Annotated in this window: 12 protein-coding genes; 8 read left to right on the top strand and 4 right to left on the bottom strand. The window is 65.7% G+C overall.

What is annotated here, in order from left to right; translation table 11 throughout:
• Window positions 1-195 precede the first annotated feature (195 nt).
• The 4 genes from DOM66_RS11520 to tssJ all read right to left on the bottom strand — a co-directional run bounded on the left by DOM66_RS11520 (window position 196) and on the right by tssJ (window position 6,885).
• Entirely contained in the window at window positions 196-4,188 is a 3,993-nt protein-coding gene (locus DOM66_RS11520) for a type VI secretion protein IcmF/TssM N-terminal domain-containing protein (protein ID WP_110690190.1), read from the bottom strand.
• 14 nt (window positions 4,189-4,202) lie between these two features.
• Window positions 4,203-4,916: a type IVB secretion system protein IcmH/DotU gene (gene icmH / locus DOM66_RS11515; protein ID WP_110675573.1), complete on the bottom strand. Its 714-nt coding sequence runs from the start codon at window positions 4,914-4,916 to the stop codon at window positions 4,203-4,205.
• A complete protein-coding gene (tssK, locus tag DOM66_RS11510; protein ID WP_110690189.1) occupies window positions 4,913-6,259 on the bottom strand; it encodes a type VI secretion system baseplate subunit TssK in 1,347 nt (448 codons plus the stop codon). Before tssK ends, icmH begins: the two co-directional genes overlap by 4 nt.
• A 68-nt stretch (window positions 6,260-6,327) precedes the next feature.
• A complete protein-coding gene (gene tssJ, locus DOM66_RS11505) occupies window positions 6,328-6,885 on the bottom strand; it encodes a type VI secretion system lipoprotein TssJ (protein WP_110675571.1) in 558 nt (185 codons plus the stop codon).
• Between the two features lie 288 nt (window positions 6,886-7,173).
• Here tssJ and DOM66_RS11500 point away from each other — a divergent pair, with 288 nt between their 5' ends.
• The 8 genes from DOM66_RS11500 (at window position 7,174) to tssH (ending at window position 16,981) form a co-directional block, all read left to right on the top strand.
• Window positions 7,174-7,653, top strand: a complete 480-nt coding sequence (locus DOM66_RS11500) for a copper resistance protein NlpE N-terminal domain-containing protein (protein ID WP_110675570.1) — start codon at window positions 7,174-7,176, stop codon at window positions 7,651-7,653.
• A 253-nt stretch (window positions 7,654-7,906) separates the two neighbouring features.
• On the top strand, window positions 7,907-8,662 hold the full coding sequence (locus DOM66_RS11495; protein WP_110675569.1) for a hypothetical protein: 756 nt from the start codon (window positions 7,907-7,909) through the stop codon (window positions 8,660-8,662).
• A gap of 89 nt (window positions 8,663-8,751) precedes the next feature.
• Complete coding sequence (gene tssB / locus DOM66_RS11490; protein WP_110675568.1) at window positions 8,752-9,285, top strand: type VI secretion system contractile sheath small subunit; 534 nt, start codon at window positions 8,752-8,754, stop codon at window positions 9,283-9,285.
• Between the two features lie 12 nt (window positions 9,286-9,297).
• The gene (gene tssC, locus DOM66_RS11485; RefSeq protein WP_110675567.1) at window positions 9,298-10,797 is read left to right on the top strand and encodes a type VI secretion system contractile sheath large subunit; all 1,500 of its coding nucleotides are present in this window, start codon (window positions 9,298-9,300) and stop codon (window positions 10,795-10,797) included.
• An 82-nt stretch (window positions 10,798-10,879) separates the two neighbouring features.
• Entirely contained in the window at window positions 10,880-11,449 is a 570-nt protein-coding gene (tssE, locus tag DOM66_RS11480; RefSeq protein WP_245392418.1) for a type VI secretion system baseplate subunit TssE, read from the top strand.
• Window positions 11,449-13,284: a type VI secretion system baseplate subunit TssF gene (gene tssF, locus DOM66_RS11475; RefSeq protein WP_110690188.1), complete on the top strand. Its 1,836-nt coding sequence runs from the start codon at window positions 11,449-11,451 to the stop codon at window positions 13,282-13,284. The genes tssE and tssF overlap by 1 nt, the downstream gene beginning before the upstream one ends.
• Window positions 13,248-14,324 (top strand): type VI secretion system baseplate subunit TssG, encoded by a 1,077-nt coding sequence (gene tssG / locus DOM66_RS11470; protein ID WP_106418148.1) that lies wholly within the window; start codon window positions 13,248-13,250, stop codon window positions 14,322-14,324. The genes tssF and tssG overlap by 37 nt, the downstream gene beginning before the upstream one ends.
• Complete coding sequence (tssH, locus tag DOM66_RS11465; protein WP_110690187.1) at window positions 14,321-16,981, top strand: type VI secretion system ATPase TssH; 2,661 nt, start codon at window positions 14,321-14,323, stop codon at window positions 16,979-16,981. The genes tssG and tssH overlap by 4 nt, the downstream gene beginning before the upstream one ends.
• Window positions 16,982-17,074 lie beyond the last annotated feature (93 nt).

Raw genomic sequence — 17,074 nt, 5'->3', positions numbered from 1 at the left:
CTGTTCCATGGCCCGCCTAACTCCTGTTCCAGCCCTGCCTACTTTCTTGCAGCCCCGGCCACGTCCTTGCGGCCCCGACTACGTCCTTGCAGCCCCAAACTACTTCCTTGCAGCCCCGACTACGTCCTTGCAGCCCCGCCTGGGCTCTGAGCCGGAATCGCCTGTGCGCCACGGTCCGGCCGGGGGAGCGCGGACTCACTGCCCGCCCCCGCCCAGCTGCGGAATACGCAGCGACTTGATCCGCTGTAGGTCGGAGATCTTCACCCCGCCGAAGTTGCGCACGTCGAAGCTGACCGTGCCCATGTAGGTGTTCCAGCTGAAACGCTGGCGCGCCTTGTCGATCGGCGTGATCCGCGCACTCTCGATCATGCGCAGGAAGCCCCAGCGGTTGGGATAGTCGAACACCGTATGGCGCTGGCCATTGCGGTTGACGATATCCAGGCGCGCGCCGAAGGCCTCGCCATCGCCCGGCCAGGTCAACCGCTCCCACGACTGGGTGTTGTTGCGGTAGTGCAATCGCTGGCCGTCGATGGTCAGGATGATGTCGGTCAGCCCCGCGGTGGGGTTGATCTGCAGCTCGAAGCCGTTCTGCAGATCCGACAGGCTGTCGATGACCCGACCAAGGGCGGTGGCGTCGTCGATGCTCGAGAGCATGCGCGGGTCGACCATGGTCGAGCGCTGTCCGCTGCCAGAGCCGGCCAGATCGCCGATCTCCTCCTTGCGGAACTGCGACATCACCCCCTTGTCGGGATCGATGAAGTACTCCATGTCGCGCACCGAGGCTTCGTTGACCGAATTGCTGACCGGATAGCGCCCGGCGATCATCTGATCCCAGGGGGTGACGATCTTGTCGTCCCAGGCGGCGTTGAGCTGCTGGCGAGCCGGCGCGTTGAGCGCCTTCCAGGTGTCCTCGACCGGCTCGCGGAAGAGCGGCTCGAGCGCCCGGATCAGCGGCGTGCGCGAGGTATCGACGCGCGAGGCGACGAAGTTGCGCAGGGTGTTGATCTCGGTCGGCTGGCCGGCAAGCGTCGCCATGATCAGCGACTTGCTGCTGCGCCCCACATCCTGGGCGCTGCGCACGTTGTCCACGCGCACCTTGAGCTGGCGCAGATCGAGCAGGTACTGGTTGAGCACCGAGTTGTCGCTGCCGGTGGCGTCATCCGCCGCCAGCAGCCGCGTCACCGGGCGGAAGTGCTGGGTCAACAGGCCATCGTTGAGGCGCGGCAGCGTGTTGATATCGACCGCAGAGGCACCTCCCGCGCCGTTGAACACGCTCATCACCCGGCCCCAGAAGCTCTGGTCCTTGGCCTTGCCGCTGGCATCGTCCTCGGTCTTCGCCTTGGGGTCGTCCCAGGTGGTGTTGGCCTTGACCGCTTCCAGCACCTGACGCAACGGCGAGCCCTGCAGATCGCTGAGCTGGGAGAGGCGCACGCTGGCCTTGTCCAGGGTGTCGAAGTCGGCGACGTGGGTATTGTCGAGGAAGCGCTCCCAGGCGATCGCGTAGTCACGCTTGTAGCGCGCCATCAGTTGGCTGACGAAGCGCGCCTTCGACTGCACCGCATCGTCGACGTTCTCGTCGTCGAGCACCCAGTCCGATTCGCGCTGGAGATCGCCGGAGACAGTCTCGATGATCGCCGGACGCAGGTACTGGTTCCACACCTCACGGGTATAGAAGGCCGGCACCGCGCGGCTGGAATAGAACAGTCGGCCTTCCATGTCGGGGGCCATGCGCGACAGCGTCAGCGGTTCGAAGCGCTGCTCCACCTCCAGCTGATAGCGCAGGTATTCACGGTCGACCAGACTCGAGTCGATCAGGAAGGCGTTGAGCCGGTCACGGCTGTCGGCGACCAGCTTGTCGTCGCGCGCCAGCGCCGGCGCCTGGCCCTCCTGCAGGTAGTGCACATAGAGCGCAGCATTGTCCATGATGCTATCGCGAGAGGTATCGATCCCGCGGCGGGCCACGTAGTCGGCCCACAGCCGCGGCAGCGCCGAGGCGACGAAGTCGCCCTGATCCGCGTGCGCGTCCGGGTCGGTCAGAATCAGATAGAGCTTGAGCGAGGAGTAGCTCTCGATCAGCTGCTCGACGTCCGCCTGCGACAGCTTGGTCAACATCTCCTCGGAGAGCGAGGGCCCCTGCTCACCGGAGAGGGTGAGCGTGGACTCGTCTCCATCGGCATTGCCCACGGCGCTGCCCAGCTGGCTGGTACGGTCACGCAGCCCCTCTTCCAGCGACGTCTCGGCGCTACTGCGGGCCGAGTACCAGGCGTCGCGGGCGCTGTCGGTAGTGCGCGAGCGCAGCTCGCTGCGCGCGCGACTGCCGATCTCGGAGGCGCTCGTCGGCACGCTGCCCAGGGTCGGCCGTGAGGTCGAGCGCTCGCGCATGCGCGCCATGGCATCCTCACCGATCTGGCGGCCCTGATCCCGCGCAGCGCCAGCGGCATCCGCCGCCTTGCCGTCGCCGCCCGAGGCCGTTCCGTCCTCGCTTTCACCAGTGCCGGTATCGATACCGCCGGCCGGGTCACCGAAGGCAGCCAGCGAGCGTAGCTGGCGCGCCAGACGCCAGGAGAGCGGCGTCAGCACATCCCGCGTAAACAGCGTGGCCCACGCCTCCTTCAGCGGCGCGCGCAGCGCATTGCCCTGGTACAGCCCCAGGTCGAGGCGCAGCGGCACGCCGGTCTCGCGGTGACGCTCGATCGCCGTGAGCTGCTGCTCGAGATCGTCGCGCAGCGTGCGGCGCTGGTCCGGCTCGAGCCGAGCATCCGTGCCGAGGGGAGCGATACGCTCGCGGATATGGTCGAGCCACTGCTTGTTGTTGTAGGCCGACCAACCCTGGGCGGCGATGGCCGCGACACCGAGCGCACCGACCGCGCCGATCATGAACGGCGGCAGCGAGCGGCGGTCGCCGCGCTGGGAGTAGTAGAGGCTCAGGTTGCGGTCCGGGAAGACCACGTGGCGGAAGGTGTCGGTGATGAAGTAGCTGCGTTCGCCCTCGCGCGGGGCCGCCGCGGCCGCCGGGGTCGGCGCCAGAGCGAAGGCATCGCGGGTCTGCTCGTCGATCAGCGCCGGCAGCGCGGGGCCGCTCTGCAGCGCGCTGGTGAAGTAGAGCCCGCGCAGGATCGGCGCGCGCTCAGCGTTCTGCTGGGTGTCGAACTGTTCGAGGAAATCGCTGAGCACGCCGTAGAGTTCGGCGAAGTAGTCGGGGAAGCGCAGCAGCTCGCTGTCGGCATCGCTGCCCTCTTCCACCACCCGGGCATCGACCCGCGAGCGCAGTGTGGCCACCAGCCCCGGGAAGCGCTGCTGGAAGGCTCGGGTCACGCCCTGGCGGCGCAGCTCGTCGAGTGAGAAGGTCAGGCCCCAGGGCTGCTGGCGCTCGCTGGCATCCAGCGCTTCGAAGGTGCGGGTGAAACCGGGCAGCAGATCCGCCTTGCTGAAGAAGAGATAGACCGGCGGATTGATCCCCAGGCAGGCGCGGTACTCGGCCACCCGGCTGACCAGTTGCTCGGCCAGGGCGTGGGCGTCCTGACGCGACTGCTCGAGCAGCTCGGGCAGGCTGACCACCAGCACCAGGCCGTTGATCGCCGGCTTGCGCCGCTGCTTGCGCAGGGTCTTGAGAAAGTCGGCGAACTCGCTCGCCGGGCGGTCCTCGACCAGGTAGCGGCCGGCGGTATCGATCATCACCGCCTCGCGGCTGAAGTACCAGTCGCAGTGCTGGGTTCCGCTCACCGCGGAGAGATTGCTGCCCCCGGCCATGGTCGCCGAGAGCGATGAGCGGGTCAGCAGCGAGGTCTTGCCCGATGCCGACATGCCCACCACCAGATACCACGGCAGCTCGTAGAGCGACGCCTTGCCGCCATCCACCGAGCGTGCCGCCCGCTGCATCGCCATGGCGTGCTTGAGCCGCTCGCTCAGCACCTGATAGTCGCCGGGCTCGCTCTCGGCGGCCTCGCGGTGCACCTCGAGCTCGACCAGGTTCTCGATATTGCGCTCGGCGCGGATGCGATGGTACTGGCGCATCACCACGACCAGCAGCCACAGCGCAGTGACCAGCGCCATGGCGATGAAGATGAGCTCGCGCTCCTGAGTCACCAGCGGCAGCAGCAGCACGCACAGCGCCAGCCCCACCAGCCAGAGCACGATCGAGAGCGGCCAGAAACCTTTGAGCGAGCGCAGGAATCGAAGAAAACGCATGGTCACCTCGCCCCTCAGCCCTGGCCGTCGAACAGCTGACGGATCTGCTCGATCAGCGCATCGGTCTCGCTGCCCAGCCACCAGCGCAGGCCGCCATAGACCAGCAGGCAGACCACCACGATGATCAGCAGGTAGACCCACAGCGGGATCTCGTAGCGCAGCAGCTGGCCGACCTGATCCGGCAGCTTCCAGCTCTCGCGGCCGTCGATCTCACGCTTGCGGTAGCGCGCGATGTCCTGCCCCAGGGTATTGGCGATATAGCGCAGCTGGTCGCGGTTCTCGAGGCTGTACTTGCCCTCGAACCCCAGCGCCAGGCAGAGGTGATAGACCTCGAGCACGTCCAGATTGCCGCGCACGTCACCGCGCAGGCTGTCGAGCCGGTCGTAGAAGCCCTCCCCCGCCAGGTGAACACCGAAGTAGCGGTACTGGAACGGATGCAGCTCGACATGCTCGCGGATGTTGCCCACGCCCCCCTTGAGCACGCTCTCGTCGAGGAAGGCGCACAGCGCGTACTGCGCGTCCTTGACCGCCTCGGCGCTGTAGTTCTCGGCCCGCGCCTTCTCCTCGAACTCGCGCAGCCACTGGTCCACCCGCTCGAGGAAGCGTTCGACGCTCTCTGCCTGCTGGCCACGACGCACCATCAAGACCATGGAGATGAAATCGCGCGACAGCGTCTTGAGCGTGCGCGGCTCGGCGATATCGGAAGGGTGAGCAAGGGCTTCGGTCATTTCATCACCGCCATCAATTCGATACTGAGGTTCTTGAATCCGCTGGGTACGTAGAAGGCGATCGCCTGGGCTTCCATCATTCGCTCATACACCGCACCGTGGGGCTCGAGGGCGAAGTAGTGGTTGTCCAGACGCACCGGAATGGCACTGGGCAGGCGCGCGGCATGGGTCAGGGTGCCACCGGGCATGGCGGTATTGACCACCACCTCGATGTCTTCCGGCGAGCCCACCTTGAACGCCCGCGGCACCAGCTCGAGGATCTGGGAACCGGGCATGTCGGCGTGAACGCAGATGTAGAAGTCCGCCTCCTTGAGGCGCGCATCGTTGAGCCGCCCGACATAGTAGGAGGGGCGCGTCTGCTCGAGCGGAATCGGGATGTACTGGTTGGGCACCACGATCTCGAGCAGTTCGCGTACCACCTTCTCCAGGCCCAGCAGCGCCGGCGCCGGATCGCGGTGGTCGTACTCGGGGATATCGGCCAGGCGGTGCGACATCGAGAAGGTCATCAGGCCGGCCGCCAGCTCGGCGAGAAAGCGGTAGAGCGTCTCCGGGTGCAGACGCGGATGATTGAGCATGTGCGCCAACTGCGGATAGGCGCGATTGATGGTGTAGAGAAGCCAGAACAGGGTGACATCGCTGGAGCCGAACTCGGCGACCTGATCCGCGCGCTCCCGCCGACGTCCGGAGAGCGCCTCACTGCGCGCCTGCAGCATGCCGATCAGCCGGTTGGCGATCTCCAGCGGCAGCGACACCGCATCGAGATGCAGCGCCGGCGGCATGAACTGCTCACTGTCGAGGCTGAAGCCACCGGCGGCATTGCGCTTGAGCAGCGCGATCGGGCAGTGGGTGAAGCCATCCAGGCTGTCACCCTCCATCAGCAGGGTGGCATTGAGTTCGAGCGTGCCCAGCTCGTTCTCCAGCGAGCCCTCGTTCAGGTCGGGCAGGGTCTCGAAGCGCTGCACGAAACGGCGTCCGCCGTGACGCGTCGCGTCCTGGTCGAGATAGCTCGGCGACCACGGTTCCAGCGTGCGCAGGGCAGCATAGATCTTCACCTCGCCGTTGCGAGCGAGCTCGTCGAGACTACGCCCCGGCGGCAGCGGATCGTGCTGCGGCGCGTCGAACAGGGTGCCGTCCGGGAACACCAGCTTGAGCCGGGTGAGCCGCAGCATCCCCTGATCGAGCGCCCCGCCGTCGACCTCCAGCGCCTGCACGCCCCACTGAAAGGGGTGCTGGCTGTGCCGTGACTCGGCCAACTGGCGCTGATGGAACTCATCCTGATATTGAAAGTGCTGGGGCAGGAGGAACATACCCTCCGACCACATGATGCGATTGTGTTTACTCACGTCCCTGTCCCGAACCCTGGTTGCTGTCGTCTTCACGGCACCGCGGTGTAGCGCTGGTACCGCAGGTCTCAGTCGCCAAGCAGATCGTGACCGCGATCGACCTCGATGCGGTCGTCGACCAGATGCAGGCGGACTCCCTCGGAGGCGCTCAAGAGGCCATCGTTGCGCAGCTCGTTGGCGTCGAAGATCACGTGCCAGTCGTCACTGACGGTGTTGCGGAAGAATGCCGCCACGCCGACGAACTGAGCGCTGGGGTCCAGCGCAGCGGTGTCGACTTTCCGTGTTCCGGGGAGCAGCGTCAGCTCACGCTGCGACACCAGGCTGTTGCCCAGCACGCCGCGGGGATTGGCCCACAGCTGACGCGGCGAGGCGGTGGCGAACGGCGCACGTTCGGTCAGCTGATAGATGCGCACGACCACGGAAAGCGGCTCGCCGTCGACGTCGGGGTTGAGCGCGCTGTCGCTGTCGATGGTGACGCGCACGCGCTCGCTGTTGCCGAACAGATCGCCGGCCCAGGTATCGTCGAAGCGCTTGCCGACCCGATCGGCCACGCCGCACCCCGCCAGCAGCACCACTAGCCATCCCATCAGGAGAAACGCGCTCACGTGGCGCAGCGTTACCCTCATCGACTTCTCGCTCCCCGCTTCTTTTTAGGTAATCCCCGACGCGTTCGATGCCCCCGGGGCCGGATTCAAACCTGCATAACGGACGCTGGGCCACGTTCGACAAACACAGGTAAACGTTGGCTAGCCACGCCCGTAAACGCACTACGCCGATTGCCGGCGCAGAACTAAGGAAACTTAGACTTCTATCAGACAGTGACCACCTTAACAGATTTAGTCGCTATAATAGGGCACAAGTTTAACAAACGCTTACCCATTAACATTAATTTACACAAAGGCCGATCAAGACACATGCGAACATCGAAGCTGAAACGTCTCTCGGTTGTCGGATGTCTGGCGCTGAGTGCCTGCGCCAGCGGTCCGCAGACACCGGTCGATTATGTCAAAGTGACCGAACGGTTCACCGGCACCCTGCCCTGCCAGGACTGCCGCGGCGTCGACACCGACCTGATCCTCAAGCGCGATCCGATCACCGGCGCCCCGGCCGGCTTCTATCTGCACGAGATCCGGATCGATGCGCCAGGCGGTGAGCGGGTCAACACCGCTTGGGGAAAATGGGCGCTACATCGCGACGTTAACGACTTTCAACGCCAGCTCTACGCGCTCCAGCCGGAGGTCGGCCAGACGCGGATCTTCCAGCCGGTGGACGGCTCGGCACTGGAACCGCTGGACGCTCAGGGTGAGCCGGTGCGCGACAGCGAAGGCGAACCGGCGCGTCTGGAACGGCAGACACCGGACCTGACACTGGCCAATAGCGCCGCTGACGATTAGGTCTCAGAACGTGCTACAGTGCAACGATAAGTTTGATTACATCACGTTGTAAGAGATCTCTTACAAGATGAATGGCGGATCACGCTAATAGACCGTCAGTACATTCCGATACACGCATATAGCGTTTTCTGGCATCCTCACGAATTGACGAATGCCGGGCGCCGAGTGCAATAACGAATGTGCCTAACCGACGTGATAATGGATGACGCCGGGGTACTCCCGAGCAACGCTCGAGCCGATCCAGGAATCGATCATGACGCAGTCTTTCGATGTCGATAGTTTCATCCGCTCGCGCAAGCAGACGCGGGCGGTTTCCGATCTGCTCAAGGCGCAGGCAGCGGACTATCTGGCCACGCTCTCCCCGCTGGTTCGCCCGCAGCCGCTGTTCGGCGAGTACCTGCAGGGCGCACCGCGCGGCAGCGGTCGCGAGACCCAGCATCACTTCAAGGAATTCCGCACGCTGTTCGACAAGCACGCCGGCGCGCGGCCGTTCAATCTGATGAACGAGCTCGAAGTGCCGCTCAATATCATCAACTCGACCCCGGAGCTCTACCCGCTCGAGTATGAGCACACCCTGGACAACGGCACGCGGGTGCGCGTGACCAGCCCCACCCGCTGGGTGGTGGGCTACAGCTCGTTCGAGCTCAGCCGCTTCCGTCAGGTGGTCGGCGACCCCAATCGCAGCGGCTCCGAGCTGCACCGCTTCGTAGTGCACTACCTGATGCTGTTCCATTGCTTCAGCCGCGCCGGCGGCCTGGGACGGCTGTTCAAGGGGCTGCGCTTCCCGGTGGGTTTCCAGTGCCTGGACGACTTCGGTGACCTGCCCTTCTGCGTCATCAGCTCGCCGGTGTCGTCGACGCTGCCGAGCGACCCGGTGATTCGTCACAGCACCGAGATCTCGGGCAGCCGCAGCTTCGAGGAGCTGATTTCCGACGCCGAGATCGAAGCGATGCGTGACGGCCTGCGGGAACAGCTCAGTGAGGCGTTGGCGGCCGCCAGCGCGGGGTGATCGGCGCCGCCGCCGATCTCGCCACCAAGACATCGCCACCAAGACATTCGTCACCCGGACACTCGACATCTCAACAAGAGGACGACCTCATGGCCAAGAACGAAAGTACCCAGCACAAGCTCTCGCGTGTCAGAGCGCCCCGCGTACATCTCACCTACGACGTCGAGATCGGCGACAGCATCGAGAAAAAGGAGCTGCCGTTCGTGGTCGGGGTGATGGGCGACTACACCGGCAATCCGCTCGAGCCGCTGCCGCGGCTGAAGGATCGCAAGTTCGTCAATATCGACCGTGACAACTTCGACAGCGTGATGAAGGGCGTCAAGCCGCGCCTGAGCTACCGCGTCGACAACACCCTGGCCAACGACGGCTCGCAGCTGCCGGTCGAGCTCAACTTCAAGCGTATGGAAGATTTCGAGCCCCAGGAAGTGGTGCGTCAGGTGGAGCCGCTGCGCAAGCTGCTCGACGTGCGTAACAAGCTCGCTGATCTGCGCAACAAGATGGGCGGCAACGACAAGCTCGAAGAGCTGTTGATGGACGTGCTGCAGAATACCGAGAAGCTCAAGGCGCTGGGCGAAGAGCTCGGCCGCGAAGCCGCTGCCAAACCGCAGGACGAAAAGGAATAACAGGAGTCACTCATGGCCGAGAATCAGACCGACAACCAGCCCCAGAGCGAAACCCAGGAGGTCTTCGCCCCGGAGACTTCGCTGCTCGACAGCATCATCTCCGAGAGCCGCGTGGCGCGTTCGGAAACCGAGCGCACCCGCACCCGTGACCTGATCGACGAGCTGGTGCATCAGGTGCTCGAGGGTGAGGTCACCCCGAGCAAGGATCTGATCGCGGTGCTGGATTCGCGCATCGCCGAGATCGACTCGCTGCTCTCCGACCAGCTCAACGAGATCATGCACGCCAGCGAGTTCCAGCAGCTCGAAGCCTCCTGGCGCGGGCTGAAGTACCTGACCGACCAGTCCGAGACCAGCACCAACATGAAGATCCACATGTTGAATGCGTCGAAGAAGGACCTGGTCAAGGATCTCAAGTCGGCGTCCGAGTTCGACCAGAGCGCGCTGTTCAAGAAGATCTACGAGGAGGAGTACGGCACCTTCGGTGGCGCCCCCTACGGCATGCTGATCGGTGACTACGAGTTCGGCCGCCACCCGCAGGACATGTACCTGCTGGAGCAGGTCTCGCACGTCGCCGCCGCCGCCCACGCCCCGTTCATCTCTTCGGCCTCGCCGGAGCTGTTCGGCTGGGACTCCTTCACCGACATGACCGGCCCGCGGGATCTCTCCAAGATCTTCGACACCGTCGAGTACGCCAAGTGGAAGTCTTTCCGCAACTCGGAAGATGCCCGCTACGTCGGCCTCACCCTGCCCCACGTGCTGGGTCGCCTGCCCTACGGTGAAGAGACCACCCCGGTGGAGGAGTTCAACTTCACCGAGAGCGTCGACGGCCGCGACCACAACAAGTACCTGTGGATGAACGCCGCCTACACCATGGGCGCGCGCGTCACCGACGCCTTCTCCCAGTACGGCTGGTGCGTGGCGATCCGCGGGGTCGAAGGTGGCGGCCTGGTCGAGGACCTGCCGACCCACACCTTCCAGACCGACGACGGTGAGGTGGCGCTGAAGTGCCCCACCGAGATCTCGATCACCGATCGCCGCGAGAAGGAGCTCTCCGACCTCGGCTTCATTCCACTGGTGCACTGCAAGGGCACCGACTACGCCGCCTTCTTCGGCACCCAGTCGGCCCAGCTGCCCAAGCAGTACAACACCGACGTCGCCAACGCCAATGCGCGCCTGTCGTCGCAGCTGCAGTACATCTTCGCCACCTCGCGTATCGCCCACTTCATGAAGGCGATCATGCGCGACAAGGTGGGCAGCTTCGCTTCGCGCCAGAACGTCGAGGATTACCTCAACGAGTGGCTGTCGCAGTACGTGCTGCTGGACGACAACGCCGGTCAGGAAGCCAAGGCCAAGTACCCGCTGCGTGAAGCCCGGGTCGAGGTCGCCGAGGTGCCGGGCAAGCCGGGCGCCTACAAGGCGGTCACCTTCCTGCGTCCGCACTACCAGCTCGACGAGCTGACTGCGTCGCTGCGCCTGGTCTCCGAACTGCCGCAATCGACCCGCGGCTCCTGAGCCCGATGGGGGCGGCTCGCCGCCCCCAGGTGCGCGCCAGTCGCGTCGCCGCTCCGGCGGCGACGCGCCGTGCGGCGTCTCCATGGCGTCAGCCACGGGTAACGATGCCTCGCGGCATCTGCCGCTGTCAGCCCCCACGCCACTCAACAACGTCAGGGAGCGTTTCCGCATGAGCGACACGTTGCAGATGGTCCCGACGCTGCTCGACCGTCTACTCGACGACGAGCCGCAGCACACCACCGAGGCGCAGCCCGGCCATCGCTGCTCGGTGAGCGCCTACAAGGCCTCGGTGGTACGTGATCTGGAGCTGCTGGTGAATACCCGGCGCGAGCTGATCGCCGGCGAGCTGGATGCCTGGCCAGGGCTGCAGGGCACGCTGCTCGATTACGGCCTGCCCGACTTCATCAGCCGCGGCGTGCGCAGCACCGAGGACCGGCGCCTGATCCAGCGCCAACTGGAGCGCACCATCGAGCACGGCGACAAGCGTTTCAGCAGCGTCCGCGTGCAGCTGCTCAACCAGGACACCCATGACCGCATCCTGCAGTTCCGCATCGAAGCCGTGCTGTCGCTGAGCGAAGCCAGCCAGCGCGTCGCCTTCGATGCCGTATTGCAAGTCAATACCCGCCAATACAAGGTGCAGAACCTGATCTAATGCTCGACGACCTGCTGCCCTACTACGAGAAGGAACTCTCGCACCTGCGTTTTCTGGGGCAAGAGTTCGCCACGCGTTATCCCAAGATCGCCTCCCGCCTGCTGCTGGAGGGGGACTACTGCGAAGACCCCCATGCGGAGCGCATGATCGAGTCGTTCGCGTTCTTGAGCGCGCGCGTACACAAGAAGCTCGACGACGACTTCCCCGAGATCGTCGAGGCGTTTCTCGACGTGCTCTATCCCCATTACCTGCGGCCGACACCGTCGCTGTCGATCGTCGAGTTCGACCCCGGCCCTCAGACCTCACTCACCGGACGCTACCACCTGCCACGGCATACCGCCCTGCACTCGCGCCCGGTGGAGGACGCCTTCTGCCGCTTCCGTACCTGCTACCCGGTCGACGTCTGGCCCGTGGCACTGAGCGCGGCGGAGCTGACCCGGCTGGAGCGCTCCTCGTTCAACGCCCACGGCAACGACCATGTGGCCAAGCTGAGCCTGAGCCTGGAGACCCTGGGCAATACCGACTTCGGCAAGCTCGGCCTCGACCGCCTGCGGCTGTTCCTGGATGGCGAAGGCAGCCTGATGCATCCGCTCTACGAGATGCTGTTCAACAACGTCGCCCGGATCTCGGTGAGCTTCGTCGAGGGCGGCCAGACCCGCGAGATCGGTCTGCCCGTGGACGCCATCACGCCGGTCGGCTTCGGCCCGGACGAGGGGCTGATCGACTACTCCGAGCGCTCCTTCATCGGCTACCGCCTGCTGCACGAGTACTTCACCTTCCCCGAGAAGTTCCTGTTCTTCGATCTCTCGGGGCTGGCGCGGCCGCTGGCCGACAAGCCGGTGACGCGGGTCCAGATCCACTTCCTGTTCCGCGACTACGACCAGCAAGAGCGCCTGGCGCGCCTGGCCCAGACCCTGGGGCGGCACAACTTCCGCCTCGGCTGCACCCCGGTGGTCAACCTGTTCTCGCAGCAGGCCGAGCCGATCAAGCTGACCCACACCCGCCACGAGTATCCGGTGGTACCGGACGTGCGCCACTCGCGCTCCACCGAGATCGTCTCGATCGACGAAGTGACCCGGGTCATCCGCACCGCGACCCGCGACGAAGTGGCGCCCTGCCTGCCCTTCTTCGAACCCCGCGACAGCGAGAAGCAGGCGCGCCAGAGCTACTGGATCGCCCGCCGGGTGGGCGCAGAGAACGCCCGCGATCCGGGCACCGAGATGCGCCTGCGGGTGGTCGACCGCGAGCTGGAGCTGCTCGACGGCAGCAGCGACACCCTGAGCCTCAAGCTCACCTGCAGCAATCGCGATCTGCCCCAGCTGATGACCTTCGGCCACCCGCAGGGCGACTTCACCCTCGAGCGCGAGCAGGTGGTGCAGCAGATCCGCTGCCTGCGCAAGCCGACCTCGCCGGTGCGCCCGCCCATGGGCAAGGGAGTGATCTGGCGGCTGATCTCGCATCTCTCGCTCAACCACCTGTCGCTGGTCAGCGATGGCCGCGAGGCGCTGATGGAGCTGCTGTCGCTCTACAACTACCGTCAGGCTTCGGCGATCCGCAAGCAGATCAACGGCATCACCGCGATCGACAGCGAGCCGGTGATGACGCGCATCGGCCATCCGCGCCCCGCCTTCGTGCGTGGTACCGGCATCACACTGGAGCTGGACGAGAGCCAGTTCACCGGTAGCGGTATCTATCTGTTCGGCAGAGTGCTGGATCACTTCTTCGGTCAGTACTGCAGCCTCAACAGCTTCACCCAACTCACGCTGCGCTCACGCCAGCGCGAACAGCGAGTCGTCCAATGGCCGCCGAGAACCGGTACTCAGCCCCTGGTCTGATCGACCAGGCGCGTGCGGAGCCCTGGCGTTTCGGGTTCTTCCAACTCGTGCGTCTGCTGCGCCTGCACTACAGCCGCACCGGGCGTATCGACCCCGAGAACCGGCCGCACCAGGACCCGCTGCGCTTCCGCTCGCTGCTCTCGCTCAACTTTCCGCCCAGCGAGATCAGCGATCTGTCGTTCGAGAACCCCAAGCTGCGCTCGGCCAGCGACGAGCCGCTGAGCGAGATCCAGATCACCTTCATGGGGCTGGTCGGCCCCTCCGGCGTGCTGCCCCGGCCGTACACGGAGCTGTTGATCAATCGTCACATGGAGAAGCGCGACGACGCCGCCCACGCCTTCATGGACTTCTTCTCGCACCGCATGACGGCGCTGTTCTACGAGGCGTGGCAGAAGTACCGCTTCCATATCGAGTACGAGCGCAAGGGCAGCGCCGATTTCGAGAACTGGATTCTGCACCTGGTCGGCTTCACCCCGACCACCCAGACGCAGGTGCTCGACCGCCCCGAGCAACCGGGCACCCTGCGCCGCGAGCTGTTCAGCTGGTTCTCCGGCCTGTGGAGCCAGCGCCCGCGCAATGTCGGCAACCTGCAGTCGATTCTGGCCTACACCTTCGGCCAGCCGTGCCAGGTGGTCCCCTTCAGCGGACGCTGGATACGCCTCGACCCCGATCAGTACACCCGCCTGGGCCAGGCCAATGCGCGCCTCGGCCAGAGTGCGGTGGCCGGTACTCGGGTGCGCGACTACCAGTCCACCTTTCGCGTGCGCTTCGGCCCCCTCGACCTGGCGGCCTATCGCGCGCTGCTGCCGGGTACCGAGCGTCACCGCCAGCTGGTCAAGCTGCTGCGCTTCTATGCCGGCATCGAACTCGACTTCGAGATCGAGCTGATCCTCGACAAGCGCGAGATACCGCCGCCCCAGCTGGGCCAGGGCGGCGCCCTGGCGCTGGGCAGGCTGGGCTGGCTCAAGCCGCAGGAGCGGCCAGCCAGCGCACATGGACATGCACTCTTCGCAATCACCTACGATGGAGCCACGGCGTGAGTCTCAAATCCCTCTTCGACAAGCTCAACGATCCCTGCCGCGAGGCCACCGAAGGCGCCGCGGCGCTGTGCCTGGCGGAGCGCCAGTACGACGTGGACATCGAACACCTGCTGCTGAAGCTGCTCGACAGCGACGACAACGACGTGCTGCGCATCGCACGCCACTACGACGTCGCCCTCGACCGCCTGGCCAGCCAGCTCGAGGAAACGGTCGCCACCTTCAAGACCGGCAACACGCGCACTCCGGCGCTGTCGCCGCGAATCACCCGCCTGATCGAGCGCGCCTGGGTGATCGCCTCGATCGACCATGGCGAGGCCCAGATCCGCAGCGGCCACCTGCTGCTGGCGCTGCTCAAGGATGACGAGCTGCGGCGGGTGATCGTCGACGGCGCCCGCGAGCTCGAGCGCATCCAGGTCGATGACCTGCAAGCGCACCTGAGCGACCTGATCGGCGGCAGCAGCGAAGACCAGCACGTGCGCGAACTCGGCGAGCCGAGCACCGCCACCGGCACTGCGGCCAATGCCGCCGGCGGCGAAGGTGACAAGCGCGGCAAGTCCAAGACCCCGGCCCTCGACCAGTACACCATCGACCTGACCGGCAACGCCCGCGCCGGGCGTATCGACCCGGTACTGGGGCGCGAGGAGGAGGTTCGCCAGATGGTCGACATCCTCACCCGGCGGCGCCAGAACAACCCGATCCTCACCGGCGAGGCCGGGGTGGGCAAGACCGCGGTGGTCGAAGGACTGGCCCTGCGCATCGTCAACGGCGACGTGCCGCCGCCGCTCAAGCAGGTCGAGCTACGGACCCTCGACTTGGGCCTGCTGCAGGCCGGCGCCGGGGTCAAGGGAGAGTTCGAGAACCGGCTCAAGAACGTGATCGAGGAGACCAAGCGCAGTCTGCACCCGATCATCCTGTTCATCGACGAGGCCCACACCCTGATTGGCAGCGGTGGCCAGGCCGGCCAGGGCGACGCCGCCAACCTGCTCAAGCCGGCCCTGGCCCGCGGCGAGCTGCGCACCATCGCCGCCACCACCTGGGCCGAGTACAAGAAGTATTTCGAGAAGGATGCCGCCCTGGCGCGACGCTTCCAGGTGGTCAAGATCGAGGAGCCCGCCGAGCCGGTGGCGATCGCCATGCTGCGCGGTCTCAATCAGCGCATGCAGGACCACCACAAGGTCAGCATTCTCGATGACGCCATCGTCCAGGCGGTGCGCCTCTCTCACCGCTACATCACCGGCCGCCAGCTGCCGGACAAGGCGGTCAGCGTACTCGACACCGCCTGCGCCCGGGTCGCGCTGGCGCAATCCTCGCAGCCGGCAGCGCTGGAGGATGCCCACCGCCGGGTCGACAACCTGGAGAGCGAGATCGCGATCCTCGAGCGCGAGCAGCGTGAAGGCAGCGACCATGCCGAGACGCTCGCTGCCCTGCAGGAGCGCCTGGAAACCACCCGCGCCGAGATCGCCGACCTCGACGCGCGCTGGTCGCGGGAACAGGAGATCGTGACCCGGCTCAAGGCGCTGGAAACCGAGCGCGGCGCCGTCGAGGCGGGTGAGCAGACCGGCGATGCCGATGCCCTGAGCCGCCAGATCGGCGACACCCGCCGCGAGCTGGCCGAGATCCAGGGCGAGCACGCGCTGGTGCACGGCCATGTCGACGGTAACGTGATCGGCGAAGTGATCTCCAACTGGACCGGCATTCCGCTGGGCAAGATGCTGCGCGACGAGATCACCACCGTACGCGAGCTGCCTCAACTCCTCGGCGAGCGCGTCCTGGGCCAGGACCATGCTCTGGCCGAGATCGGCAAGCGCATTGCCATCTCGCGGGCACGGATGGAGGACCCCAACAAGCCGATCGGGGTCTTCCTGCTGCTCGGCCCCAGCGGTGTGGGCAAGACCGAGACCGCACTGTCGCTGGCCGACGTGCTCTATGGCGGCGAGCGCAACGTCATCACCATCAACATGTCCGAGTACCAGGAAGCGCACACCGTCTCCAGCCTCAAGGGTTCGCCGCCGGGCTACGTCGGCTACGGCGAGGGCGGCGTGCTGACCGAGGCAGTACGGCGCAAGCCCTACAGCGTGGTGCTGCTGGACGAGGTGGAGAAGGCCCACCCTGACGTACTGGAGCTGTTCTTCCAGGTGTTCGACAAGGGGGTGCTCGACGACGGCGAGGGTCGCGAGATCAACTTTCGCAACACCGTGATCCTGCTCACCTCCAACGTCGGCACCGACGACATCATGCGCCAGTGCCTCGGTGCCGATGAGCTGCCGGCGCCGGATGCGATCGTCGAGAGCCTGCGCGATCAGCTCAACGCGGTGTTCAAGCCGGCCTTCCTCGGGCGTCTCAACATCATCCCCTACTACCCGGTGCAGAAAGAGATCCTCAACAACATCGTGCGGCTCAAGCTCGACCGCATCAAACGGCGCTTCGAGTACAACCACCGTGCCCGTTTCGACTACGACCCGGCGATCGTCGACGCCGTCGCCGCGCGCTGCACCGACAGCGACAGCGGTGCACGCAACATCGACAACATCCTCTCCGGCAGTCTGATGCCGACCATCGCCGCCCAGGTGCTCGACCGCATGGCCGCAGGCGAGCCGATCGAGCGGCTCGAGGTCAGCCTCGATGATCAGGGCGAGTTCGCCTACGACCTGAGCTGAGCGCCACCGCCGCCCGGAAGGCCATGCACTTCCGGGCAGCGGCCCTCACCGCTGCCGCCCTCTTCTTACCCAGCGTGGCGAACGCAACCGGTA

Source organism: Salinicola endophyticus, assembly GCF_003206575.1.
Classification (GTDB): Bacteria; Pseudomonadota; Gammaproteobacteria; order Pseudomonadales; family Halomonadaceae; genus Salinicola; species Salinicola endophyticus.
This window is presented reverse-complemented; position numbering and strand designations above follow the sequence as displayed.